Origin of the sequence: Variovorax sp. J22P240, from assembly GCF_030316855.1 — a bacterium.
Classification (GTDB): Bacteria; Pseudomonadota; Gammaproteobacteria; order Burkholderiales; family Burkholderiaceae_C; genus Variovorax.
In genome coordinates, this window is sequence record NZ_JASZYR010000001.1 from 1,217,218 (window position 1) to 1,240,977 (window position 23,760).

Sequence of the window (23,760 nt, forward strand, 5' to 3'; positions counted from 1 at the left end):
CGACGCCCGCTTACTTGACCACAACCTTGGCGGACTTGACCAGCTCGTCCGGAAGCGTCACGCCCTGCTTCAGCGCAGCACCCGGATTGACGTGCAGTTCGAAGGTGCTGCTGGTCTGAGAGGCGATCGTCCCCGGCGCCTGGCCCTGGAGGATGCGCACCACGATCTTGCCGGTCTGGTGGCCGATGTCGTAGTAGTTGAGGCCCAGTGCCGCGACGGCGCCGCGCTTGACCGCGTCGGTGTCCGCCGCGACCACGGGAATCTTGGCCTGCTGCGCCACCTTGACGATGCCTTCAAACGCCGACATCACGTTGTTGTCCGTGGGTGCGTAGATCACGTCGACCTTGCCGATCAGGCTCTGCGCCGCACCGGCCACGTCGACGGTGCGCGCCGCGGCGCCCTCCACCAGCGTCATGCCGGCGGCCGGCATGGCTTTCTTCAGCGCCTCGATGATCGACACCGAATTGGCTTCGCCCGGGCTGTAGATCACGCCGACGCGCTTGGCGTTGGGCACGACCCGCTTGATCAGCTCCAGATGCTTGTCCAGCGGCGAGAGGTCGGACACGCCGGTGACGTTGGTCCCCGAGGCCTCCCAGCCCTTGACCAGCTTGGCGGCGACCGGATCGGTGACCGCGCTGTAGACGACCGGGATGTCCTTGCTCGCGGCCACCACGGCTTGGGCCGACGGCGTGGCGATGGCGACGATCACGTCCGGCCGTTCACCGACGTACTTGCGGGCGATCTGCGCCGCCGTACCGTTGTTGCCTTGCGCGCTCTGGTACTCGTACTTCAGGTTCTTGCCGGCTTCGAAGCCGGCCGACTTCAGTTCGTCCTTGACGCCATCCCGCACGGCATCGAGGGCCTTGTGTTCGACGATCGAGGTGACTGCGACCGACACGGTCTTGTCGGTGGCGTGGCTGGGGGCGGCAGCGCCGGCGAGCGCGACGGCAAGCAGGGTCAAGGAAGAACGCAAGAAAGAATATTGCACTTTGGAGTCCTGATGAGAAATAGTCGGCAGGGTTCAATTTCGGAAGACACCCCGGTCGGGCGCCTGCCAGGACCGCGTCGATAGACTGCGTTCCAGGGGAGTAAGTGTGATTTTTTGCACGGAGAATCTGCTTTCATCACGCGTTGGGGCGAACCCTCGGAAGCGCAAGATAATTTCTCCTATTCACACAACAAGGAGACGAACTTGCAAGAGCCCGATTTGGACCGCGTCGACCGCAAGATCCTCGGCTTCCTCCAGGAGCACGGACGCGCATCCAACCTGGAGGTGGCAGCGGCCGCCGGCCTGTCGCCCGCGCAATGCCATCGCCGCCACAGGCGGCTGGAGGAAGCGGGCTTCATCGCGCGCTACGAGACGCGCCTGGACGCCGCACGGCTGGACCTGCACGTCGTGGCGTTCATCCTCGTCGCCATGGAAAAGGGCCACATCCGAGACATGTCGAAGTTCACCGACGTGGTGACCGACCTGCCGGAGGTCCTGGAGTGCTACTCGATCACCGGCGACTACGACTTCGTGATCAAAGTCATCGCGCGCGACCTGAAGGGCCTGTCGCAGTTCCTGATCGACAAGCTGATGCGCCTTCCGGGCGTCGACGGGGTGCGTTCCAGCGTCTGCCTCGACGAATTCAAGTGCACCAGCGCCCTGCCCTTGCCGGACTGAAGCGTAGGGGCCTCGGGATTACCAGCGAAGGATGCGGGACCCCATCAAGGCGCCCAGCACCGCCGGCAGCAAGATGCCCACGACATACCAGATCGCAATGAAGGGCGCCGCCAGCTCGATGCAGTGCAGCGCGTAGACCGCAGCGCCAGCGCCGCCCGCCATCGCACCGGCAGCGGCACCGGCCAGCGCAGGCCGCGTCGGCGCAAGTCCTTTCAATGCGATCAGCGCGGCCACGAAGACGGGCAGGGAAATCGTCGCGATGTTCGTCGCGCAGGTGCGCCACGTCTGTCCCATGATCAACGTCGGGCGCTCTTCTGCCGGAGATGACATCAGGATCACGAGCGCCAACAGCCAGATGACGACCAGGGGCACGGCCAGCCCGAGCCAGGCCCTGCGAACGCGCGCGCCGGGCCGCGCCAGTCGCTGCACGATCACGAAGCCGGTGATGGCCACGCAGATCGGGAGCGCCAGGCGGACCCAGAACATCGGCCAGAACAGCGCCTGGATCAAGTCGCGGCGCATGCCGTATTCGTACAGCATCCACGCGAAGGAGAGCGGCACGCCGACCAGCAGCGCAACGGACAACCTGCGCGAAGCCGCGCGCCGCGGCACCGGCGCGGCGCCGGTGGCGAGCATCGCGACAAGATCGTCGGTCTTCACATGGACTCCTTGATCTTCAGCGCCAGCGCCTTCAGGCCGCGATGGATGCCCACCTTGACCGCCGACTCCGACATGCCGGTGAGCTTCGCGGTCTCGGCGACCGACAGGCCTTCGAGCTTCACGTGCACGATGGGCAGGCGGTGCCGGTCCGGCAGGGTGTCGAGCAGGCCGGCGATGTCGCGGCGCGCATCGCTGGCTTCGGTGGCCGATTCGGCGAAGACGGCGAGGTCGTCGTCCAGCGGCTCATGCAGCGCCTCGCGGCCGGCCTTCGCGCGAAGCAGGTCGATCATCTTGTAGCGCGCGATCGCATGCACCCAGGCCGTCAGCGGCTGGTCGCTCTGGTAGGTATGGCGCTGGTTGTGCATGGCGAGAAGGCATTCCTGAACGAGATCTTCCACTTCATCGGGCCAGCCGAACAGGCGCCTGGCAAGGAACGCCCGAAGGTGCGTGCTGAGTTTCTGCAGGAACGCGCGATAGGCCGCTGCGTCGCCTTCGAGGCCGCGCACGAAGAGGTCGTGCAGTACGCGCTCCGCGTCGCTCTTCGCCAACGGGCTCCCACTGGTCATTCGTGCTTTCGAGTCGGCCGGTTACAGGCACATCCAGAAAAAGTGATCCGGCGGATTGTGCCGTTGCCCCAGCCTGCGCAGCGCATTACGACGAATGGCGTATGCGGTTGCTTGCCAGTTATGGGAGCCCTCGGTACATTGCGGTTTTTGAGGGCCTGCAATGTCTGTCGACACCGTTCCGACTCCTTCCTCTCCATCGCTTTCCTCCGCGTCTACCGAGCCCTCCCCTGACGTCGCGCCACCCGAGTCGGTGTCGATCTCGCCGGTGTACCCCGGCTCATCCCCTCAACGCAGCCACATCCGCCTGACCTCGCACGCCGGTGGATTCGGTGCATTGCCGATCCAATGGGGGGCAGCCACCGCGGCCGAACGCGGACCGGTGGTGGGCACCACGACCAAGCGAGCGCATCGCAACGTGATCGGCACGCACAGCGGCTCGTACAGCGTCTATCGCGCGCTGGCCGTAGCCTCGGGCGCCCTGTCGCCGAACCACAAGGCGGACCTCACCAACACGGCGCCGACCGATGCCATCGGCCCCTACCCGCAATGGAGCGAGCCCGGCAAGATCGTCTCGCTCGATCCCTGGGGCGCCGTGGTGGCGGATGTGTTCTCGACCGAGCTAGCTGCCGGCTACGACATCCGTCCGACCATCGCGATCACCAAGGCGCACGTGATCTTGCCGGAGGTCATCGAGGCCTTGCAGAAGGGCCGCCTCAAGGCCGACGGCAAGTTCCTGACGGCCGGCGGCGCCGCCATGGTGACCAAGGCGGCGATCGAGCCCGTGTGGTATCTCCCCGCGGTCGCCAGGCGGTTCGGCTGCTCCGAAACCGACCTGCGCCGCGTGCTCTTCGAGGAAACAGGCGGCATGTACCCCGAGCTGGTGACACGCTCCGACCTGGAAGTGTTCCTGCCGCCCATCGGCGGCCAGACCCTCTACATCTTCGGCAACGCGCGCGACCTCGCCAACCCCGATGTCGAGCTGACGGCGCGCATCCACGACGAGTGCAACGGCTCCGACGTGTTCGGCTCCGACATCTGCACGTGCCGGCCGTACCTCACGCACGCCATCGAGGAGTGCATCCAAGGCGCGCAGCGCGGCGGTGTCGGGCTCATCGCCTACTCGCGCAAGGAAGGCCGCGCGCTCGGCGAGGTGACCAAGTTCCTGGTCTACAACGCTCGCAAGCGCCAGGTGGGCGGCGACACGGCCGACCAGTATTTCGCGCGCACCGAATGCGTGGCCGGCGTGCAGGACATGCGCTTCCAGGAGCTGATGCCCGACGTCTTCCACTGGCTCGGCATCCGCAAGATCCATCGCCTGGTGTCGATGAGCAACATGAAGTTCGACGCCATCACCGGCTCCGGCATCGAGATCGGAACGCGCGTGAACATCCCCGACGAACTGATCCCGGCCGACGCACGCGTCGAGATGGACGCCAAGATGGCGGCCGGCTATTTCACGCCCGGCGTCGTGCCTGATGCCGAGGAACTCAAGAAGGCCAAGGGCCGGAAACTGGACCAATGAGCAAGGACAACTACGGGCTGGACCCGAATCGACCGACTTCCAATCCGGCTGTGCGCAGCGTCGACTCCGAAGGGCATGTCGACCCCGCTGCCGAATTCTTGCCCGACACCGAGCACCCCGTCGGCGCCGCTGCCTACCTGCGCACGACGCAGGCGGTGCGCAGCCGCGCGGCGGCCCTGCTGGCACGGGCGCGTGCCGGCGAATCGCAGTGGTTCACGATCGGTGCAGACAATGCACTCGAAGACACGGCGCGCACCGTGGCCGAAGTGACGCGCGACCGCTACCCCTGGAGCCCCATTCCGTACCACAGCCGCTGGCGCCATTTCGAAGCGGGCGGCGTGAATCGGGTCAAGATGCTCGACGAGCTATTGGGCAGTGCGAATTCCACCCAGCGCGCCCGCGCGCACATCGACCTCGTGCTGGTGAGCGTGCTGCTGGATGCTGGCGCCGGTCCCGACTGGCACTACATCGAGGCCGCCACGGGTCAGCGCTTCACGCGCTCCGAAGGGCTGGGCGTCGCGAGCTTCCACGCCTTCACGAGCGGCCTGTTCTCGTCGAATCCCGCGCAGCCCCTGCAAGCCGATTCCGCAGGATTGCGCGCGCTCGTCACTGACAGGCTCGGCGATGCCTTCCAGGTCAATGCGGTCAATCCGCTGGTCGGACTCACGGGGCGCGCGACGCTGCTGCGCCGGCTCGGCGAGGCGATGAGCGAACAGCCCGAAGTGTTCGGCGACGATGGTCGTCCCGGCGGGCTGTTCGATGCGCTGGTCGGCCCTTACGGTCCTGCCGCGCCGCCGACCGCCGAGGTCACCGCGCACGAGATCCTCTCTCTGCTGCTCGAATCGCTCTCCGGCATCTGGCCGGCCTCCAATGCGATCGACAGCATCGCGGCAGACGGCAGCGATGCACCCGGCGGCACCGGCGACCCGGCGCTCGCGCTGGGCGACTGCTGGCGACATAGCGCGGTGCCGGGCCCGGGATTGACCCGAGGCTGGATGCCGTTTCACAAGCTCTCGCAGTGGCTCACCTACTCGATGCTCGAGCCCTTCGAATGGGCCGGCGTCAAGGTGCGCCATCTCGAGGCGCTGACCGCGCTGCCCGAATACCGCAACGGCGGCCTGCTGATCGACAGCGGCATGATCGTTCCGAAGGACCCGGCCCTGCTTCAGCGCGACTGGAAGGTGAGCGACGAATTCATCGTCGAATGGCGCGCACTCACCGTCGCCCTGCTCGACGAACTGGCGCCTCGCGTGCGCAAGGTGCTCGGCCGCACCGAGGAAGACCTGCCGCTGGCCCGCGTGCTCGAAGGCGGAACCTGGGCTGCCGGAAGAGTCATGGCACAGCGCTTGCGTGACGGTGCGCCACCCCTGCGCATCGAGAGCGACGGCACCGTCTTCTAGACTCCACCCACTTTTTTTCACAACGACAAGAACGCCCAGCCGCTTTCTCGACCACCCATGAGCAACGTCCACCTCGTCGACCACCCCCTCGTCCAGCACAAGCTCACGCTGATGCGGCGCAAGGAGGCCAGCACCAACAGCTTCCGGCGCCTCCTCAATGAAATCAGCATGCTGATGGCCTACGAGGTCACGCGCGACATGGCGATGCAGGACATCGAGATCGAAACCCCCCTCGAGACGATGAACGCGAAGGTCATCGACGGCAAGAAGGTGGTGCTGGTGTCGATCCTGCGCGCGGGCACCGGCATCCTGGACGGCATGCTCAGCGTGATTCCGGGCGCGCGCGTCGGCCACATCGGCCTGTACCGCGACCCCAAGACGCTGACCGCGGTGGAGTACTACTTCAAGATGCCCGGCGGCATGGAAGAGCGCGATGCGATCGTGGTCGATCCGATGCTGGCCACCGGCAATTCGGCAGTGGCGGCGGTCGAGCGTCTCAAGGAACTGAATCCGAAGTCGATCAAGTTCGTCTGCCTGCTGACCTGCCCCGAAGGCGTCAAGACGATGCAGGACGCGCATCCCGATGTGCCGATCTATACCGCTGCCATCGACCGTGAACTCAACAGCCACGGCTACATCCTGCCCGGCCTCGGAGACGCCGGCGACCGCATCTTCGGCACTAAATGAAGCTCGCCCCCAGGCTTCACGCACTTCGTGTCGTTTCGCTAACCCCCTGCCGGGGGCAACACCTGCGGACCTGCGAAGCCGGTTCCGCGGTGTTTCACGAATAAGAGCGTCGATTTTTTAACTCGAGGAGAAGCACCGTGACAGCACGCCGTCAGATCATCATTCGTTCGGTCGCCATTGCGGCGGCGCTTGCCGCCGGGGTGCCGGGCCTCGCGTTCGCGCAGGCCAAACTGAAGGTGGCGGCGGTGTACACCGTGCCCTTCGAGCAGCAATGGGTAGGGCGCATCCACAAGGCGCTGAAGGCGGCGGAGGCGCGTGGCGAGATTGAATACACCGCGACCGAGAACGTTGCGAACGCGGACTACGAGCGCGTGATGCGCGAGTACGCGACGGCGGGCAACCAGTTGATCCTGGGCGAGGTGTTCGGTGTCGAAGCGGCGGCGCGCAAGGTGGCGAAGGACTTTCCCAAGACGGCCTTCCTGATGGGATCGTCCCTCAAGCCACAGGCGCCGAATTTTTCGGTGTTCGACAACTACATCCAGGAGCCGGCCTATCTCTCGGGCATGGTCGCCGGGGGCATGACCAAGACGAACAAGATCGGCATGGTCGGCGGTTTCCCTATCCCGGAGGTGAATCGACTGATGAACGCCTTCATGGCCGGCGCCAAGGAAGTGAACCCGAAGGTGGAGTTCAGCGTGAGCTTTATCAACAGCTGGTTCGATCCGCCCAAGGCCAAGGAAGCGGCTTTCGCGATGATCGACAAGGGCGCCGACGTCATGTATGCCGAGCGCTTCGGCGTGAGCGACGCGGCCAAGGAAAAGGGCAAGCTCGCCATCGGCAATGTGATCAACACGCAGGATAAGTACCCCGACACGGTGGCGGCCTCCGCGCTCTGGAACTTCGAGCCCTCGGCCGACCGCGCGATCAAGCTGGTCAAGGAAGGCAAGTTCACCGCCGAGGACTACGGCCCCTACTCGATGATGAAGCACAAGGGCTCCGAGCTGGCACCGCTGGGTACCTTCGAGAATAAGGTGCCGGCCGACATCGCCGCCAAGGTCAAGGCGAAGCAGGCGGACATCCTCTCGGGCAAGTTCACGGTCAAGGTGGACGACGGCCAGCCCAAATCAACCGCGAAGTGAAGCTCACCCCCAAGTAGCTCTTCTTGGCCCAAGTCCTTGCCCTGCGCGGCATCACCAAGCGCTTCGGCGCGCTGGTGGCCAATGACGACATCTCTCTCGACCTGCAGGCCGGCGAGGTGCTGGCGCTGCTCGGCGAGAACGGCGCGGGCAAGTCCACGCTGATGTCCATCCTGTTCGGGCACTACGTGGCCGACGAAGGCAGCATCGAGGTGTTCGGCCGCCCGCTCGCGCCGGGCAATCCGAAGGCGGCACTGGCCGCGGGCATCGGCATGGTGCACCAGCATTTCACGCTGGCCGACAACCTCAGCGTGCTGGACAACGTGCTGATGGGTACGGAGTCGCTGTGGCAGCCTTTCTCGCGCCGCAGCGCGGCGCGCGCCAAGCTGCTGGACGTGGCTCGGCGCTTCGGCCTGCCGGTGCAGGCGGATGCGCTGGTGGGCAGTCTGTCCGTGGGCGAGCGTCAGCGTGTGGAGATCCTGAAGGCGCTGTACCGTGATGCGCGCATCCTGATCCTCGACGAACCCACGGCCGTGCTCACGCCGCAGGAAAGCGAGGCCTTGTTCCACACGCTGGCGCAGATGGTGGCGCAGGGCCTGTCGATCATCTTCATCAGCCACAAGCTGGCCGAGGTGCTGCGCGTTTCACACCGTATCGCCGTGCTGCGCGGCGGCAAGCTGGTGGCGCAAGCGCGGACCAGCGACACCACGCAGGCGCAGCTCGCGCTGTGGATGGTCGGCCATGCGGTTGAAGGCACCGTGCGGCGGCCCGCACAGCGTGTCGGCGATGCGGTCTGCGTGCTGGACCACGTACGGACGACGGGCAGCGGGCACGATCGACTGCAGGACGTGACGCTCACGCTCAAGGCCGGCGAGATCACCGCCATCGCGGGCGTGTCCGGCAATGGGCAGGTGGCGCTGGCCGAGTTGCTGAGCGGCACACGTCGCGCGATCGCTGGCACGGTGAGGCTGATGGGGCGCGCGCTGGCCCCGTCGCCGGCCCGGCTGGTGCAGCGCGGCGTGGCGCGCATTCCCGAAGACCGGCACGCGGTCGGCGTGGTGGGCGACCTGCCGGTGTGGGAGAACGCCGTGTCCGAGCGGCTGCGCAGCCGGGCGTTCTCGCGCTGGCTCTGGGTCCGGCGCGGCGCTGCCAAGGCGCATGCCCGTAGCGTGGAGAAGGCCTACGACGTGCGAGGAGCCGGGCTCGAATCGCCGGCGCGGTCGCTCTCCGGCGGCAACATGCAGAAGCTCATTCTCGGGCGGGCGCTGCTCGCGCCAGCGTCCGCTCCCGCGCAGAGCCGCATCCCGCGGCTCATCGTCGCGCATCAGCCGACGTGGGGGCTGGACATCGGCGCCGTTGCCTATGTGCAGCAACAACTGATCGCGGCGCGCAACGCCGGCGCCGCGGTGCTGCTGATCTCGGACGACCTCGACGAGGTGCTGACGCTGGGCGATCGCGTCGCCGTCATGCACGGCGGCCAACTGGGCGAGCCCCGCGCGGCGTCGGCATGGACGCGCGAAGCAATCGGCCTGGCGATGGCGGGCTCGAAGGCATGAGGCTGGAACGCCGCCATGGGACATCGCGCGCGGCATTGGTGCTTGCGCCCTTCGGCGCGGTCGCTTTCACCTTGCTGGTGAGCACTCTGCTCGTGCTGTGGGCCGGCGCGCCAGTGGGTCGCACGTATGCGCTTCTCTTGCAGGGCGGCTTCGGTTCGGTGTTCGCGTGGAGCGAGACCCTTACCCGCGCCATCCCCTTGATCCTCACGGGGCTGGCCGCCACCGTCGCCTTCAAGGCGCGGCTCTTCAACATCGGCGCCGAAGGACAACTCTACGCCGGGGCGCTCGCCGCAGTGGCCGTGGGCGGCATGCACGGCGGCACCGGCTTCGATCTGCCGCTCTGGCTGCTGTACCCGCTGATGATGCTGGCCGCCGCGACCGCAGGCGCCTTGCTGCTGCTCGGCCCGGCGCTGATGAAGAACAAGCTGGGCGTCGACGAAGTCGTGACCACGCTGCTGATCAACTTCATCGTGCTGCTCGGCGTCTCGGCCATGCTCGATGGCCCCATGAAGGATCCGACGGCGATGGGCTGGCCGCAGAGCGTGTCGCTGCAGTCCGAACTCGAACTCAACAAGCTGATCGCGCAGACGCGTGTGCACACCGGACTGCTGTGGGCCGGCGCGCTGTCCGTCATCGTTTGGGCGCTGTTCAAGTACACGGTGATCGGCTTCGACATCCGCGCGGTCGGCGCGAACGCACGCGCCGCGGCCTTCGCGGGCGTACCGGTCACGCGCACGGTGGTGCTGGTGGCGCTGCTCTCCGGCGCGCTGGCCGGGCTGGCGGGCGCGATCGAGGTCGCCGGCCGCACGAGCTACGTCACGCTCGACATGTCCCCTGGCTACGGCTACAGCGGCATCGTGATCGCAATGCTGGCCGGGCTGCATCCGCTGGGCGTCCTGGCTGCGGGGGTGTTCGTGGCCGGCGTGCTGGTCGGTGCCGACACCATGAGCCGCGCCATCGGGGTGCCGACCTACATCGCAGACGTGATCGTGGCCGCCTCGTTGATCGCCGTGCTGGTCGCGACCTTGCTGACGCAATACCGGGTGCGAATGAAATGACCGATGTGGCGGACATTCTTTCGAACGTCTCCTTCTGGGTTGCGGTGCTGCGCATAGCCACACCCCTGATCTTCGGCACGCTCGGCGTGCTGCTGTGCGAGCGCGCGGGTGTGCTGAATCTCGGCATCGAGGGGATCATGGTTGCCGGAGCCTTTGCAGGCTGGCTGGCGGTGTATGCAGGGGCGCCGTTGTGGGTGGGCGTCGCAGCGGCTGCGCTGACGGGAGCGGTCTTCGGGCTGCTGCACGCTTTCCTGACCGTGGGATTGGCACTCTCGCAGCACGTGTCCGGGCTTGGCATCACGTTGTTGGCGACGGCGTTGAGCTATTACGGCTATCGCGTGAGTTTTCCTAAGGTGAACACGCCGCCGACCGTGACGCCCTTCGCGCCGATGGAATGGCTTCACATCCCGGTGCTCGACGCGCAAACGCCGCTCACGCTCCTTGCACTGCTGATGGTGCCGGTGGTCGCCTACGTCCTCTACCGCACGCCCGCAGGACTGGCCGTGCGCATGGTCGGCGAGAACCCGCAGGCGGCCGAGGGCCAGGGCGTCTCGGTCGCGGCCACGCGCACGGGCGCGATCGTCGCGGGCTCCGCGCTGATGGGAGTGGCAGGATCGTTCCTAACGCTATCGGCATTCAATGCGTTCTTCTTCAACATGATCAACGGCCGCGGATGGATCTGCGTGGCGCTGGTGGTGTTCGCTTCCTGGCGGCCCGGCAAGGCACTGCTGGGTGCGTTGCTGTTCGCCTTCTTCGATACGCTGCAATTGCGTCTGCAGCAATCTGGCGACGCCGTGCTGCCCTACCAGATCTACCTGATGCTGCCCTACCTGCTGTCGATCCTCGCGCTGGTGCTGGTGGCGCGCAAGGCAAGCTATCCACAAGCCCTGATGAAACCCTATCGAAAAGGAGAGAGGTGATGCTCGACCTCCTCGTCCACGACGCTACCCTCCCCGACGGCCGCACCGGCATGTCGATCGCCGTGCAGGACGGCCGCATCGCCGAGGTGACGGCCGGGCTCGATGCGCCGGCAGCCGAAAAGCTCGATGCGCAAGGCTTTCTCGTCACGCCGCATTTCATCGACCCGCATTTCCACATGGATGCGACGCTCAGCTACGGCCTGCCCCGCGTCAATGAAAGCGGCACACTGCTGGAAGGCATCGCGCTGTGGGGCGAACTCAAGCCGTTGCTGACGGCCGAAGCATTGATCGAGCGTGCATTGGCGTATTGCGACTGGGCGGTCGCCAAGGGGCTGCTCGCGATCCGAAGCCACGTCGACACGAGCGACCCCAGCCTGCTCGCGGTCGATGCGCTGCTCGAAGTCAAGCGTCGCGTGGCGCCTTACCTTGACCTGCAACTCGTCGCCTTTCCGCAGGATGGCGTGCTGCGCTCACCGGCCGGGGTGGAGAACCTGAAGCGCTCGCTCGACAAGGGCGTGGACGTGGTCGGCGGCATTCCACACTTCGAGCGCACGATGGCCGACGGCGCCGCCAGCGTGAAGCTGCTGTGCGAGATCGCGGCCGAGCGCGGCAAGCTGGTCGACATGCACTGCGACGAGTCGGACGATCCGCTGTCGCGCCACATCGAGACGCTGGCCTTCGAGGCGCAGCGCCTCGGGATGCAGGGTCGGGTGACGGGCTCGCATTGCACGTCGATGCATTCGATGGACAACTACTACGTGAGCAAGCTGCTGCCGCTCATCGCCGAAAGTGGCGTCGGCGTGGTGTCGAACCCGCTCATCAACATCACGTTGCAAGGCCGCCACGACACCTACCCAAAGCGCCGTGGCATGACGCGCGTGCCCGAACTCACGGCCGCGGGCGTGAACGTCGCCTTCGGCCACGACTGCGTGATGGACCCCTGGTACGGCATGGGCTCGGGCGACATGCTGGAGGTGGCGCACATGGGGCTGCATGTGGCGCAGATGACCAGCCAGCACGGCATTCGCCAATGTTTCGACGCGGTCACCGTGAACGCGGCCAAGGTGTTTCATCTCGAAGGCTACGGGCTCGAAGCCGGATGCGATGCGAGCTTCGTGCTGCTGCAAGCGCGCGATCCGGTGGAGGCCATCCGCCTGCGCGCGGCGCGGCTCAAGGTGTATCGCAAGGGCCGGCTGCTGGCGGAGACGCCTGCCGCCACGGCGGCGCTCCATCTGCCCGGCCGCGCGGCCGAGACCGGGTGGATGATTCCGCGCGGCTGAGGGCTGCAGGCCTCAGCCCAGCGAACCCACCGGGCACCACATGTGGACTTTGGACAGGAAGGTCGAGCCCAGCGCCACAGCGAATGGCTCCACGCCGAAGGACACGAATCCGCAGCTTTCGTAGAGCGTCTGCGCGGCGGCATTGCCTTCCGTGACGGTCAGTTGCACGACCTTCACCCCTTCACGCGAAGCAGCTTGCGCCAGCGCAGCCTGTACGAGCAGACGCCCCACGCCGCCCTGGCGGGCCGAAGGCGCGACATACATGCCGAACAGGTTGGCCTTGTGCCGCGCTTTTCCGCGCGGCTCGAACTGGAGGCCGGTGGCACCGACGAGCCGGTCTTCGTCGAATGCACCCAGGACGATTTGGCCAGCCTGCGGCGATACATCCAGCCGGGATTCCCACCACGACATCGGCAACGCCGCGCGCTCGTCCGCACTGGAGGTGAATGCGTCGGGATGTCGTTCGTAGCCTTCGAGCATCAGCGCCCGGTAGGGAGCGGCATCGGCGGGCGCCAGACGGCGCACGGTAGTGGGGGACATCGCCGGTTCCTGTTCAGACGGCCGGTGCAATGGCCTCTGCATACTCATACAACTCGCCGAGTATCTGTTCCGCGCGCTCGTCCGCGGTCTCGGCCAGCGTGTCGATCTCGGCGAACAGTTCGTCGACATTGCGCGCACCGCCCTCGCCTTCGAGCAGGCGCGCGACGCGGTGTGCCTCCCAGCGCTCGGCTTCTTCGTCGCTGAGCGTCTCGACGAAGTTGCGCGCGCGGTAGCGGAACAACAGCTCTTCAAGCCGTGGATCGTCGAAGCCGGTGCGTGCCTGCGCGAGTTGGGTCGGCGACAGGCTGCGCAACTGGGTCAGTCGTCGCCGGTCGCCGTTGCCGACGAATCCGCCATAGAGGTCTTCATCGACGTCGGGCGTGCCTTCCCGCGGCCGTTCATAGACCTGCGGCCAGATCGCGCTCATGTCGGGCAGCGCAGCTGCCACTTCGGCGTTGCGCATCGCAGCGTCCATGTCGATGCCCCAGCGTGTGGCCATAACGGGCGACAAGGTCTTGAGGTTACCGACCACCATCGGCGACTTGTTGAGGTGCACTCCCTTCACCGGCAGCCGCGCCACGCCCTCGGGCAATTCGGCGGTGCGCGTGAAGAGGCGCAGGCGAAGTGTCGCCACGTCGAGATCGCACAGTTCGCTGGGGTCGTGGGCCAAGTCCCACGCGATCAACTCGTTCTTGTTGGTCGGGTGGGTGGCCAGCGGCCACATGACGCCCAGGCAACCTCGTTCGGCCGGGAACATGCCGGAGACGTGCAGGAAAGGCCGCGCAGAGTCCCGTGTGGCGGGCAGGCCGAGTTCGGAGGCGACGCGATCCTTGCGATGCAGCGCGAAAGCGAAGTCGAAAAGCTTGGGTTGCCTGTCGCGAACGAGCCGCGCCAACGCAATGGTCGCGCGCACGTCCGAGAGCGCATCGTGAGCGGCTTCGTGGAGCAACCCGTTGGCGCGCGCCAGGTCTTCGAGCTTGAAGCTCTGGCTGCCATCGGCCTTCTTCGGCCATTCGATGCCGTCGGGACGTAGCGCGTAGGTCAGCCGCACCACGTCGAGCAGGTCCCAGCGGCCGCAGTCGTTCTGCCATTCGCGTGCATACGGGTCGATCAGATTGCGCCAGAACAGAAAGCGCGTGACTTCGTCGTCGAAGCGGATCGTGTTGTAGCCGACGCCGATGGTGCCCGGCTGCGAGAACGCCTGCTCGATGTGCGCCGCGAATTCGTGCTCGGGGATGCCGCGCTCCAGGCACTGCTGCGGCGTGATGCCAGTGATGAGGCAGGCCACCGGGCTTGGCAGGTAGTCGGGCGCGGGCTTGCAATAGATCATCAGCGGCTCGCCGATCTCGTTGAGTTCGGCGTCGGTGCGGATGGCGGCAAATTGTGAAGGCCTGTCGCGGCGCGGCACGGCACCGAAGGTTTCGTAGTCGTGCCAGAGGAAAGTGTGAGGGGGCATTGTCAAAGCAAGGGGGAAAACAGGCGTGCGATCGAATCGCCGAGGCGGCGCAGAAAACTCTGGCGCCGTTGGCCCCGGATCGGCGACGCACTGCGAAGATCGGTCTCGAATTGCGCGACGAGCGGCTTGGCGAGGGCTGGGCCGTAGATCACGGCACAGACCTCGAAATTGAGCCGGAAGCTGCGGTTGTCGAAATTGGCGGTGCCGATCATCGCGCAGTTGTCGTCGACCACGAGTGTCTTCGAATGCAGCATGCGCGCCTTGTATTCCCACACTTTGACACCGGCTGCGATCAGTTCGTCGTAATACGAGCGGGCCGCCGCGCTCACGATCAGCGAATCGCTCCGCCGCGGCACCAGGAGCCGCACGTCGACACCTCGCAATGCAGCACTCGTGAGCGCCATCAGAGCTGGCTCGCCGGGCACGAAGTACGGCGTGGTGAGCCAGGCGCGATGCTCGGACGACTGGATCGCCGCCAGGTGCATGCGGTGGATCGGCTCGAGCAGGTTGTCCGGCCCGCTCGTGACGATCTGCACCGGTATCTCGCCGACGCCCTCGTGCGCGGGAAGGCGCGGCAGCAACCGCGCCATGGTTCGACCCATCTCACGCGGGTCTTCGCCGGTCGCGTAGGTCCAATCCTCGAGGAAGGTGGTCTGCAGCCAGCGAACTGCGGTCCCCTCGATGCGCAGGTGAACGTCGTGATAGGCATCCTCGCGCGTGCGGGAGTCTTCCTCATCGGTGATGTTGACGCCGCCCGTAAAGCCGACGCGCCCGTCACACACGACGATCTTGCGGTGGGTCCGGTAGTTGGTCACAGGCCGGAGGCGCCGGCCGATGCGAGTGTCATGGAAGAGCGCAACACGGATGCCGGCCTCATGCATCGGCGCCATGAACTTGCGGCCGATGCGCTTGGAGCCCAGTGCGTCGAGCAGCAGCCGCACCGCGACGCCTTCGCGCGCGCGTTCGATCAGCAGATCGCGCAGCGCAGTGCCGATCTGGTCCGGCTCGAAGATGTAGTACTCGAGGTGCACATGGTCGCGCGCATTCCGGATCGCCTCGAAGATCGCATCGAAGGTACGGGCGCCGCCAGAAAGCAGTTCGGCCGACGTCGCGCTCGACACCGGCAATCCGCAGGATGCCGTACCCAGCGCTGCCATCTGACGCAAGGCAGGCGGCGCCTGCTCGGCCGCATCCCTCAGCAGCGCGAGATCCGCTGACGACTGGGCGCTCGCGCGGCTGCGCAAGCGCTTGAGTCGCTGCTTCTTCAGCCGCTGAGGCCCCAGGAAGTAATAGATGACGAACCCAGCGAACGGCAGCAGTGCCAACGAGAGAATCCAGCTCATCGTCGACACCGGCGCGCGCTTCTGCATCACGATCCAGACGGAAAGCACCGCGATGTAGCCGCTCCATGCAAGGGAGAGGCCGGTCTTCCATTCCTGGCTGAGCTCGGGGACGATCAAGGGAAAAAGCGGTTCTGAAAATGAAAAAAGCCGGCAGCGATGCTACCGGCCTTTCTCGACTGTCCAGAAATACCGCGGATCCGGCTCAGCCTGTCCGCTGGTATTGCCCCCTGCAAGGGGGTGGGCGGCCACACGAAGTGGGCAAGCCTGGGGGTTAGCCAGTTAGCCAGTAGCTGCCTCTTCGGCCTCCGGCTTCGCCCTGCCCTCCTTCTTGGCCAGCGGCTGGATGTCGAGCTGCACTTCTTCCTTGTCGTCCAGGTCGACGGTCAGGCGACCACCTTCCTGGAGGCGACCGAAGAGCAATTCGTCGGCCAAGGCACGACGGATCGTGTCCTGGATCAGTCGCTGCATCGGGCGAGCACCCATCAGCGGATCGAAGCCCTTCTTCGCGAGGTGCTTACGCAGCACATCGGTGAAGGTGACATCGACCTTCTTCTCGGCAAGCTGGGTCTCCAGCTGCAGGAGGAACTTGTCCACCACGCGCAGGATGATCTGCTCGTCGAGCGCCTTGAAGCTCACGGTCGCGTCCAGGCGATTACGGAACTCCGGCGTGAACAGGCGCTTGATGTCGGCCATTTCGTCGCCCGCCTGACGCGGATTGGTGAAGCCGATCGTCGCCTTGTTCATGGTCTCGGCACCCGCATTGGTGGTCATCACGATGATCACATTGCGGAAGTCGGCCTTGCGCCCGTTGTTGTCCGTCAGGGTGCCATGGTCCATGACCTGCAGCAGCACGTTGAAGATGTCCGGGTGCGCCTTCTCGATTTCATCGAGCAGCAGCACCGCGTGCGGCTTCTTCGTGATCGCTTCGGTCAGCAGACCGCCTTGGTCGAATCCAACGTAGCCCGGAGGCGCGCCGATCAGGCGGCTCACGGCATGGCGCTCCATGTACTCCGACATGTCGAAGCGGATCAGCTCGATGCCCATGATGTAGGCGAGCTGCTTGGCCGCTTCGGTCTTGCCGACGCCCGTGGGACCGCTGAACAGGAACGAGCCGATCGGCTTGTCTTCGCGGCCCAGGCCCGAACGCGCCATCTTGACCGCCGAAGCGAGCACTTCGAGGGCCTTGTCCTGGCCGAACACGACGCTCTTCAGGTCGCGCTCGATCGTCTGCAGCTTGCCGCGGTCGTCGTTCGACACGTTGGCCGGTGGAATGCGCGCGATCTTGGCGACGATTTCCTCGACCTCGGTCTTGCTGATGGTCTTCTTGCGCTTGTTCGCGGGCAGGATGCGCTGAGCGGCGCCAGCTTCGTCGATCACGTCGATCGCCTTGTCGGGCAGATGACGGTCATTGATGTACTTGGCGCTCAACTCGGCAGCGGCCTGGAGCGCGGCCACGCCGTACTTCACGCCATGGTGCTCTTCGAAGCGCGACTTCAGGCCCTTCAGGATGTCGACGGTTTCCTGCACGGTCGGCTCGACCACGTCGACCTTCTGGAAGCGACGCGACAGGGCCGCATCCTTTTCGAAGATGCCGCGGTATTCGGTGAAGGTGGTGGCACCGATGCACTTGAGCTGGCCGCTCGAGAGCGCCGGCTTGAGCAGGTTGGACGCGTCGAGCGTGCCGCCCGAAGCAGCGCCAGCGCCGATCAGCGTGTGGATCTCGTCGATGAACAGGATCGCGTTCGGCTTGTCCTTGAGCGACTTGAGGACGCCCTTCAGGCGTTGCTCGAAGTCACCACGGTACTTGGTACCGGCCAGCAGCGCGCCCATGTCGAGCGAGTAGACGTTGGACTCCGCCAGGATCTCCGGCACGTCGTTCTGGGTGATGCGCCACGCGAGGCCTTCGGCGATCGCCGTCTTGCCTACGCCAGCCTCACCCACCAGCAGCGGGTTGTTCTTGCGGCGGCGGCACAGGATCTGGATCACGCGCTCGACCTCGTACTCGCGGCCGATGAGCGGATCGATCTTGCCTTCCTTGGCTAGCTGGTTGAGGTTCTGCGTGAACTGCTCCAGCGGGGAAGACTTCTCGTTCTTCTCGCCGCCGCCCTCTTCGCCCTCGCCCGAAGACGCGTCGTTGTTGCCCTTGGCGGCTTCCGGCGGATCGCTCTTCTTGATGCCGTGCGCGATGAAGTTCACGACATCGAGGCGCGTCACGCCCTGCTGATGCAGGTAGTAGACGGCATGAGAATCCTTTTCACCGAAGATCGCGACCAGCACGTTGGCGCCGGTGACTTCCTTCTTGCCGTTGCCGGTGGATTGCACATGCATGATGGCGCGCTGGATCACGCGCTGGAAACCCAGCGTCGGCTGGGTGTCGACATCGTCGGTACCCGCCACCTGGGGCGTGTTGTCCTTGATGAAGTTGGTGAGCGACGCGCGCAAGTCGTCGACGTTCGCCGAGCACGCGCGCAGAACCTCTGCGGCACTCGGGTTGTCCAGCAAAGCGAGCAGCAGGTGCTCCACCGTGATGAACTCGTGGCGCTGCTGCCTGGCTTCGACAAAAGCCATGTGCAAGCTGACTTCCAGTTCCTGGGCAATCATGTGATTTCCTTTTGCCTTGCTGTAAATAATTTCTCAGATGGGTTGGAGCTCGGTTTATTCAACCGGTTCACTGACGCATTGCAACGGGTGCCCGGCCTGATGGGCCGCTTCCATCACCTGATTGACCTTCGTTGCCGCCATGTCACGGGAGTAGACCCCGCACACGCCACGACCATCGAGATGGATCTTGAGCATGATTTGCGTGGCGGTTTCGCGGTCCTTGTTGAAGAACTCCTGGATCACGACGATCACGAACTCCATCGGCGTGTAGTCGTCGTTCAGCATCACGACCTGGAACATCTGGGGCGGCGCGGTTTTCTGCGGCCGCCGTTCAAGAACGACCGCATCACCGTCGTCCCGCCTCGGCTTCGAGGCCGGGGGCGTCTTGGGGGTCGAGGGGATTCTGGTAGCCATGAAAATCATTTTATAGAGCAGCCGCGCGTTGCACTTGCCGTAGTGACACAACTGGAGGCAGCTTTGTGACATTCAAGGCGGATGCGGCTGGAACTGGATGTTCGATGCATGCAAACTGCGTGCCCTGATCGACCCAGAAAATGTTCGCAAGCCGCCCATGCGCGCAAGATGTGCAACAAAAAAGCCCCGTTGCCTTGCGGCCCGGGGCTTTGCTGGCGCAGCGTCCGAGGACGCCTGGGCGATGATTTACATGTTGTCGATCATCACCTGGCCGAAGCCCGAGCAACTCACCTGGGTGGCTCCGTCCATCAGGCGCGCGAAGTCGTAGGTGACCTTTTTGCTGACGATGGATTTTTCCATCGAGCTGATGATCAGGTCGGCCGCCTCGATCCAACCCATGTGGCGCAGCATCATTTCGGCGGACAGGATTTCGGAACCGGGGTTCACGTAGTCCTTGCCGGCGTACTTCGGTGCCGTACCGTGGGTGGCTTCGAACATGGCGACCGTGTCGCTCAGGTTCGCGCCCGGGGCGATTCCAATGCCGCCGACCTGTGCGGCCAGGGCGTCGGACACGTAGTCGCCGTTCAGGTTCAGCGTAGCGATCACGCTGTATTCGGCCGGGCGCAGCAGGATCTGTTGTAGGAATGCATCAGCAATCGAATCTTTGACGGTAATTTCTTTGCCCGTTTTGGGGTTCTTGAACCTCATCCAAGGGCCACCATCGATCAGTTCGGCGCCGAATTCCTTGGCTGCCAAGCCATAAGCCCAGTCGCGGAAACCGCCTTCGGTGAACTTCATGATATTGCCCTTGTGCACGATCGTGACGCTGGGCTTGTCGTTGTCGATTGCGTACTGGATCGCCTTGCGCACCAGGCGCTCGGTGCCTTCGCGTGAAACCGGCTTGATGCCGATGCCCGAGGTGTTCGGAAAGCGGATCTTCTTGACGCCGAATTCGTCCTGCAGGAACTTGATGAGTTTCTTCGCCTTGTCGCTCTCGGCCTCGAACTCGATGCCTGCGTAAATGTCTTCCGAGTTCTCGCGGAAGATCACCATGTTGGTCTTTTGCGGCTCCTTCACGGGGCTCGGGACGCCTTCGAAATACTGGATAGGCCGCAGGCAGACGTACAAGTCCAGTTCCTGGCGCAGCGCGACGTTCAGCGAACGGATGCCGCCGCCGACGGGTGTCGTCAGCGGGCCCTTGATGGAGATCACGTAGTCGCGGACGGCGTGGAGCGTTTCTTCGGGCAGCCAGACGTCGGGGCCATAGACCTTGGTCGATTTCTCGCCGGCGTAGACCTCCATCCAGTGAATCTTCTTCTTGCCGCCATAGGCCTTGGCCACGGCGGCATCGACGACTTTGAGCATCACGGGGGTGATGTCGAAGCCGGTGCCGTCGCCCTCGATGAACGGAATGATCGGCTGGTCAGGCACATTCAGCGAGTTGTCGGCGTTGACCGTGATCTTCTGACCTTCGGCCGGGACTTTGATGTGCTGATAGCTGGACATGAGAACAAGAACTCCGCATGAAATGAACGCTGGAAGACACTACGTTTCCAGCCGCCTGAATACCCTTAGAATTTTAGACGCAACCGGAGGAGGCCGAAGAATCTGTCAACCACAGCCATATTGGCTCCGTTGTTGACTGACCTTCTGCTGGCCGGGAGGCGTTTACAACCATTTCCATTGAGGAATCCGTAATGAGCAAAGTTCTCGCAGTCATGATGGCCGGCCTGTTCGCAGCTGGCGCATACGCACAAGGCACCTCGCAAGAAGCCGCCCCCCAGACCAACACCAAGTCCCAGCAACGCGCGACCGAGCGCCGCGCCGACAAGCCCCAAGGCCAAGTCCGTCAGCCGACTGGCGACACGGCCAACACCGCTGAAGGTAGCGGTGGCCTGACCCAGAACAAGGCAACCGCCGCAGGTCAGGCTCGCGCCAACACCCGCAGCGATCGCCGCCGCAACAAGGATGGCAGCGTTCGCAAGGTGAACCCACAAGGCGGCACGCCCAACTGATTGGGTCGATCCGTCATGAAAAAGCGTTCTCCGGAACGCTTTTTTTTCGTCCGCACGGTGCACCGCCCCCTCTGGTCAGGTGCCGGACAGGTAATTCCCCGGAATAAGAGGTAAGCTCCAAGCCCAATTGGTCATGCCCGCATCCGCGGGCATTCTTGTTTGAGTTGCCGTCTCGAAAGTCGACCCATGTTCCAGCGTTTTTTCGCCTTTTTGGCACTGTCGGCCACATTGCTGACTTTTGCGCAGGCCCAAGAGCCGCAAAGCAATCTCCAGCGAACCAAGCTTTCCGCCGGCATGTATCAGATCGATGTACAGATCGCCCAGACCCCCGAGCAGCGCCAGATCGGGCTGATGTTCCGCAAGGAAATGCCCCAGGCCGAGGGCATGATCTTCGTGTTCGAGCAGCCGGCCACTCAGTGCTTCTGGATGAAGAACACCCTGCTTCCACTGACGGCTGCCTTCGTCGCGGACGACGGCCGGATCGTGAACCTGGTCGACATGAAGCCCATGTCCGAGGATTCGCATTGCTCGAAGGAACCGGTTCGCTTCGTGCTGGAGATGAACCAGGGCTGGTTCGCCCGCAAGAACATCAAGGAAGGAAGCAGACTGGGCGGCGAGTTCTTCGCAAGCCGGCGCTGAACGCTCGCCAAAGCCCTGAGGCAGCAAAAAGCCGACCCAAGGGTCGGCTTTTCGTGGGGCGAAACGTTCAGATCAACCGAAGTTCTTCGCCGCGAAGTCCCAGTTCACCAGCTTTGCAAGGAAGGTCTCGACGTACTTGGGGCGCAGATTGCGGTAGTCGATGTAGTAGGCGTGTTCCCAGACGTCCACGGTCAGGAGCGCCTTGTCGTCGGTCGTCAGCGGCGTTCCGGCGGCGCCGGTGTTGACGATGTCCACGGAGCCGTCGGCCTTCTTCACCAGCCAGGTCCAGCCGGAGCCGAAGTTGCCCACCGCCGACTTCACGAACGCTTCCTTGAACGCTGCGAAGCTGCCCCACTTGGAATCGATCGCCTTGGCCAACGCGCCGTCGGGCTCGCCGCCGCCAGCGGGCTTCATGCAGTTCCAGAAGAAGGTGTGGTTCCAGATCTGAGCCGCATTGTTGTAGATGCCGCCGCTGGACTTCTTGACGATCTCCTCGAGCGTCATGTTCTCGAATTCCGTGCCCTTTTGCAGGTTGTTCAGGTTCACGACGTAGGCATTGTGGTGCTTGCCGTAGTGGTATTCGAGCGTTTCCTTCGAATACTCAGGTGCCAGCGCGTCCAACGGGTATGGCAGAGGCGGAAGAACGTGTTCCATGTTTTATCTCGCGGGTTGGTTGTGGGATGGCCGATTCTAGAAAGGAATTACGCGTCGGGCGTCGGACGTGTTCCCTTTGTCCCCGATCGCATCACCTTGAGATCGACCGTGCCGTCGGCAAGGCGCGCGTGCACGTCGTCGCCGGCCGCCAGGCTCTGCACGCTGGTGACGGCATGGCCGTCCGCGTTCGTGAGCCACGCATAGCCTCGTTGCAACACCAGCGCAGGGTCGAGCAACTGCAGGCGCAGCGCCGCTCGGTCGAGGCGCTCGTGCTGCCGAAAGAACACGGCGCGAAACCGCTGCGGCAACTCGGCTTGCAGTATTTGTTGGGTCTGCGCGAAGCGCCCTGTTCGGGATATCACGGCGTAGTGCAGGCGTTGCGCATTGTGGGCGAGGCGGAGTTTCTGCCGCCCCACCAACGCCGACGGGCGCCCGAGCCGGCCGGCCGCGACGTCAAGGCGCTGATTTGAAGCATCGACGCGCGCTGCGATCGACTCCCGCAGCCGGTCGTCCAGCAGTTCGAGAGCGCCGAGCCACAAGTCCCGAGGCGCCGCAACGAGTTCGGCAGCAGCCGTTGGCGTCGGCGCGCGGACGTCGGCGCAAAAATCCGCGATGGTGAAATCGGTCTCATGGCCGATGCCACTGATGACCGGTACGGGGCTCTGAACAATGGTGCGCGCCAGCTGCTCGTCATTGAACGACCACAGATCCTCGATGGAGCCGCCCCCGCGCACCAGCAGAATGACATCGACCTGCGGCTGCGACCGGTACAGCGACTGCATCGCACTCGCGAGTTCGGCTGCAGCATTTGCGCCCTGCACTGCCGCAGGCGCAATCACCACCGGGATGTGCGGCACGCGACGGCGCAGGGCGGTGACAACGTCATGGAGGGCCGCCGCGCCAAGCGAAGTCACGAGCCCGATGGAGTGCGGCATCGTCGGCAACGGTCGCTTGCGTGCGCCGTCGAAAAGTCCCTCCGCTTCCAGCCGTGCCTTGCGTTGCATGAACTGCTCGAACAAGGCGCCCTGGCCGGCCCGGCGCAGGCTCTCGACGACAAGTTGCAGGTCGCCCCTCGGCTCGTAGACCGCCAGCCGGCCGCGCACCTCGACCTGATCGCCATCGCGGGGCGAAAAATCGAGAAGGCTTGCCGCGCGCCGGAACATCGCACACCGCAACTGGCCGAATTCGTCCTTCAGCGCGAAGTAGCAATGCCCGCTGCCGGCGCGAGAAAAGCCGGAGATTTCCCCCCGCACGATGACTGGGTTGAAGCGCGCATCCAGCGAATCCGCGACCGCTCGGCACAGCGCTCCAACAGCCCAGACTCGGCCTCCGGACGCAGGTGTTTGCTCACGTTCGTTCATGCCCAGACCGCTTTTCGCATCACGATTCGTCCACAAGCGGCCCCATGGTCGCCACAACGACCCCAGGGTCTGCAGCAAGAGCGCATGTCCTCGTGCAAGTTATTGATTTTATTGGAAAAAGTACTGCTCAATTTTCGGTCTAATCATCGAAACGCCCAGCCGACGCGGGTCCGGGCGAGTTGCTCTGCGTGTTAGTCACAAAGTTATCCACAGATTGTGTGCGTCTTCGCCTACGTGAAAGACAGGTCGGGAAGGCGTGCCGGCTCGGTGGATAATCGCCGCGCAT

22 protein-coding genes are annotated in these 23,760 nt (G+C 64.6%); 11 read left to right on the top strand and 11 right to left on the bottom strand.

Annotated elements, in window-relative coordinates:
• Positions 1-10 precede the first annotated feature (10 nt).
• The gene (locus QTI24_RS05840; RefSeq protein WP_286598947.1) at positions 11-988 is read right to left on the bottom strand and encodes an ABC transporter substrate-binding protein; all 978 of its coding nucleotides are present in this window, start codon (positions 986-988) and stop codon (positions 11-13) included.
• Positions 989-1,192: 204 nt separating this feature from the next.
• On the opposite strand from QTI24_RS05840, the gene QTI24_RS05845 reads away from it, so the two are divergent.
• Positions 1,193-1,666 (top strand): Lrp/AsnC family transcriptional regulator, encoded by a 474-nt coding sequence (locus QTI24_RS05845; protein ID WP_286598949.1) that lies wholly within the window; start codon positions 1,193-1,195, stop codon positions 1,664-1,666.
• 18 nt (positions 1,667-1,684) lie between these two features.
• Here QTI24_RS05845 and QTI24_RS05850 read toward each other — a convergent pair whose 3' ends face one another.
• Complete coding sequence (locus QTI24_RS05850) at positions 1,685-2,326, bottom strand: DUF1109 domain-containing protein (RefSeq protein ID WP_286598950.1); 642 nt, start codon at positions 2,324-2,326, stop codon at positions 1,685-1,687.
• The gene (locus QTI24_RS05855) at positions 2,323-2,892 is read right to left on the bottom strand and encodes a sigma-70 family RNA polymerase sigma factor (RefSeq protein WP_286598954.1); all 570 of its coding nucleotides are present in this window, start codon (positions 2,890-2,892) and stop codon (positions 2,323-2,325) included. Before QTI24_RS05855 ends, QTI24_RS05850 begins: the two co-directional genes overlap by 4 nt.
• Positions 2,893-3,052: 160 nt before the next feature.
• Here QTI24_RS05855 and QTI24_RS05860 point away from each other — a divergent pair, with 160 nt between their 5' ends.
• The 8 genes from QTI24_RS05860 to QTI24_RS05895 all read left to right on the top strand — a co-directional run bounded on the left by QTI24_RS05860 (position 3,053) and on the right by QTI24_RS05895 (position 12,451).
• Positions 3,053-4,414 carry a GTP cyclohydrolase II gene (locus QTI24_RS05860; RefSeq protein WP_286598955.1) on the top strand — a complete coding sequence of 454 codons (1,362 nt, stop codon included), beginning with the start codon at positions 3,053-3,055 and terminating at the stop codon, positions 4,412-4,414.
• Positions 4,411-5,814: a URC4/urg3 family protein gene (locus QTI24_RS05865; RefSeq protein ID WP_286598957.1), complete on the top strand. Its 1,404-nt coding sequence runs from the start codon at positions 4,411-4,413 to the stop codon at positions 5,812-5,814. The genes QTI24_RS05860 and QTI24_RS05865 overlap by 4 nt, the downstream gene beginning before the upstream one ends.
• A gap of 57 nt (positions 5,815-5,871) precedes the next feature.
• Entirely contained in the window at positions 5,872-6,501 is a 630-nt protein-coding gene (upp, locus tag QTI24_RS05870) for a uracil phosphoribosyltransferase (RefSeq protein ID WP_286598958.1), read from the top strand.
• A gap of 137 nt (positions 6,502-6,638) precedes the next feature.
• On the top strand, positions 6,639-7,640 hold the full coding sequence (locus QTI24_RS05875) for a BMP family protein (RefSeq protein WP_286598960.1): 1,002 nt from the start codon (positions 6,639-6,641) through the stop codon (positions 7,638-7,640).
• 23 nt (positions 7,641-7,663) lie between these two features.
• Complete coding sequence (locus QTI24_RS05880) at positions 7,664-9,193, top strand: ABC transporter ATP-binding protein (protein ID WP_286598962.1); 1,530 nt, start codon at positions 7,664-7,666, stop codon at positions 9,191-9,193.
• Entirely contained in the window at positions 9,190-10,251 is a 1,062-nt protein-coding gene (locus QTI24_RS05885) for an ABC transporter permease (RefSeq protein ID WP_286599283.1), read from the top strand. Before QTI24_RS05880 ends, QTI24_RS05885 begins: the two co-directional genes overlap by 4 nt.
• The gene (locus QTI24_RS05890) at positions 10,248-11,171 is read left to right on the top strand and encodes an ABC transporter permease (RefSeq protein WP_286598964.1); all 924 of its coding nucleotides are present in this window, start codon (positions 10,248-10,250) and stop codon (positions 11,169-11,171) included. Before QTI24_RS05885 ends, QTI24_RS05890 begins: the two co-directional genes overlap by 4 nt.
• Positions 11,171-12,451 carry an amidohydrolase family protein gene (locus QTI24_RS05895; RefSeq protein ID WP_286598966.1) on the top strand — a complete coding sequence of 427 codons (1,281 nt, stop codon included), beginning with the start codon at positions 11,171-11,173 and terminating at the stop codon, positions 12,449-12,451. Before QTI24_RS05890 ends, QTI24_RS05895 begins: the two co-directional genes overlap by 1 nt.
• A gap of 12 nt (positions 12,452-12,463) precedes the next feature.
• On the opposite strand, the gene QTI24_RS05900 is transcribed toward QTI24_RS05895, so the two are convergent.
• The 6 genes from QTI24_RS05900 to icd form a co-directional block, all read right to left on the bottom strand.
• Positions 12,464-12,991 carry a GNAT family N-acetyltransferase gene (locus QTI24_RS05900; RefSeq protein WP_286598967.1) on the bottom strand — a complete coding sequence of 176 codons (528 nt, stop codon included), beginning with the start codon at positions 12,989-12,991 and terminating at the stop codon, positions 12,464-12,466.
• Positions 12,992-13,004: 13 nt separating this feature from the next.
• Complete coding sequence (gene sbcB, locus QTI24_RS05905) at positions 13,005-14,447, bottom strand: exodeoxyribonuclease I (protein WP_286598968.1); 1,443 nt, start codon at positions 14,445-14,447, stop codon at positions 13,005-13,007.
• Between the two features lie 2 nt (positions 14,448-14,449).
• Positions 14,450-15,907 carry a cardiolipin synthase gene (gene cls, locus QTI24_RS05910; protein WP_286598972.1) on the bottom strand — a complete coding sequence of 486 codons (1,458 nt, stop codon included), beginning with the start codon at positions 15,905-15,907 and terminating at the stop codon, positions 14,450-14,452.
• 162 nt (positions 15,908-16,069) lie between these two features.
• Entirely contained in the window at positions 16,070-18,391 is a 2,322-nt protein-coding gene (clpA, locus tag QTI24_RS05915; protein ID WP_286598974.1) for an ATP-dependent Clp protease ATP-binding subunit ClpA, read from the bottom strand.
• 54 nt (positions 18,392-18,445) lie between these two features.
• Entirely contained in the window at positions 18,446-18,805 is a 360-nt protein-coding gene (gene clpS / locus QTI24_RS05920) for an ATP-dependent Clp protease adapter ClpS (RefSeq protein ID WP_286599284.1), read from the bottom strand.
• 246 nt (positions 18,806-19,051) lie between these two features.
• Positions 19,052-20,311 (bottom strand): NADP-dependent isocitrate dehydrogenase, encoded by a 1,260-nt coding sequence (gene icd / locus QTI24_RS05925; RefSeq protein WP_286598975.1) that lies wholly within the window; start codon positions 20,309-20,311, stop codon positions 19,052-19,054.
• Positions 20,312-20,502: 191 nt separating this feature from the next.
• Here icd and QTI24_RS05930 point away from each other — a divergent pair, with 191 nt between their 5' ends.
• Positions 20,503-20,820 (top strand): cell envelope biogenesis protein TolA, encoded by a 318-nt coding sequence (locus QTI24_RS05930; RefSeq protein WP_286598976.1) that lies wholly within the window; start codon positions 20,503-20,505, stop codon positions 20,818-20,820.
• Between the two features lie 186 nt (positions 20,821-21,006).
• A complete protein-coding gene (locus QTI24_RS05935; RefSeq protein ID WP_286598977.1) occupies positions 21,007-21,459 on the top strand; it encodes a DUF192 domain-containing protein in 453 nt (150 codons plus the stop codon).
• Between the two features lie 72 nt (positions 21,460-21,531).
• Here the strand turns inward: QTI24_RS05935 and QTI24_RS05940 are convergent, their stop codons facing one another.
• Both QTI24_RS05940 and xseA read right to left on the bottom strand, forming a co-directional pair.
• On the bottom strand, positions 21,532-22,113 hold the full coding sequence (locus tag QTI24_RS05940) for a superoxide dismutase (protein ID WP_286598979.1): 582 nt from the start codon (positions 22,111-22,113) through the stop codon (positions 21,532-21,534).
• A 47-nt stretch (positions 22,114-22,160) separates the two neighbouring features.
• The gene (gene xseA, locus QTI24_RS05945; protein ID WP_286598981.1) at positions 22,161-23,474 is read right to left on the bottom strand and encodes an exodeoxyribonuclease VII large subunit; all 1,314 of its coding nucleotides are present in this window, start codon (positions 23,472-23,474) and stop codon (positions 22,161-22,163) included.
• Positions 23,475-23,760: the final 286 nt, after the last annotated feature.

What these genes read in the sequence shown, in the direction of transcription:
- QTI24_RS05855 (WP_286598954.1), bottom strand. Translation starts at nt 2,892, where the DNA reads ATGACCAGTGGGAGCCCGTTGGCGAAGAGCGACGCGGAGCGCGTACTG.
- QTI24_RS05860 (WP_286598955.1), top strand. Translation starts at nt 3,053, where the DNA reads ATGTCTGTCGACACCGTTCCGACTCCTTCCTCTCCATCGCTTTCCTCC.
- QTI24_RS05865 (WP_286598957.1), top strand. Translation starts at nt 4,411, where the DNA reads ATGAGCAAGGACAACTACGGGCTGGACCCGAATCGACCGACTTCCAAT.
- upp (WP_286598958.1), top strand. Translation starts at nt 5,872, where the DNA reads ATGAGCAACGTCCACCTCGTCGACCACCCCCTCGTCCAGCACAAGCTC.
- QTI24_RS05885 (WP_286599283.1), top strand. Translation starts at nt 9,190, where the DNA reads ATGAGGCTGGAACGCCGCCATGGGACATCGCGCGCGGCATTGGTGCTT.
- QTI24_RS05890 (WP_286598964.1), top strand. Translation starts at nt 10,248, where the DNA reads ATGACCGATGTGGCGGACATTCTTTCGAACGTCTCCTTCTGGGTTGCG.
- QTI24_RS05895 (WP_286598966.1), top strand. Translation starts at nt 11,171, where the DNA reads ATGCTCGACCTCCTCGTCCACGACGCTACCCTCCCCGACGGCCGCACC.
- QTI24_RS05900 (WP_286598967.1), bottom strand. Translation starts at nt 12,991, where the DNA reads ATGTCCCCCACTACCGTGCGCCGTCTGGCGCCCGCCGATGCCGCTCCC.
- sbcB (WP_286598968.1), bottom strand. Translation starts at nt 14,447, where the DNA reads ATGCCCCCTCACACTTTCCTCTGGCACGACTACGAAACCTTCGGTGCC.
- clpA (WP_286598974.1), bottom strand. Translation starts at nt 18,391, where the DNA reads ATGATTGCCCAGGAACTGGAAGTCAGCTTGCACATGGCTTTTGTCGAA.
- clpS (WP_286599284.1), bottom strand. Translation starts at nt 18,805, where the DNA reads ATGGCTACCAGAATCCCCTCGACCCCCAAGACGCCCCCGGCCTCGAAG.
- icd (WP_286598975.1), bottom strand. Translation starts at nt 20,311, where the DNA reads ATGTCCAGCTATCAGCACATCAAAGTCCCGGCCGAAGGTCAGAAGATC.
- QTI24_RS05930 (WP_286598976.1), top strand. Translation starts at nt 20,503, where the DNA reads ATGAGCAAAGTTCTCGCAGTCATGATGGCCGGCCTGTTCGCAGCTGGC.
- QTI24_RS05935 (WP_286598977.1), top strand. Translation starts at nt 21,007, where the DNA reads ATGTTCCAGCGTTTTTTCGCCTTTTTGGCACTGTCGGCCACATTGCTG.
- QTI24_RS05940 (WP_286598979.1), bottom strand. Translation starts at nt 22,113, where the DNA reads ATGGAACACGTTCTTCCGCCTCTGCCATACCCGTTGGACGCGCTGGCA.
- xseA (WP_286598981.1), bottom strand. Translation starts at nt 23,474, where the DNA reads ATGAACGAACGTGAGCAAACACCTGCGTCCGGAGGCCGAGTCTGGGCT.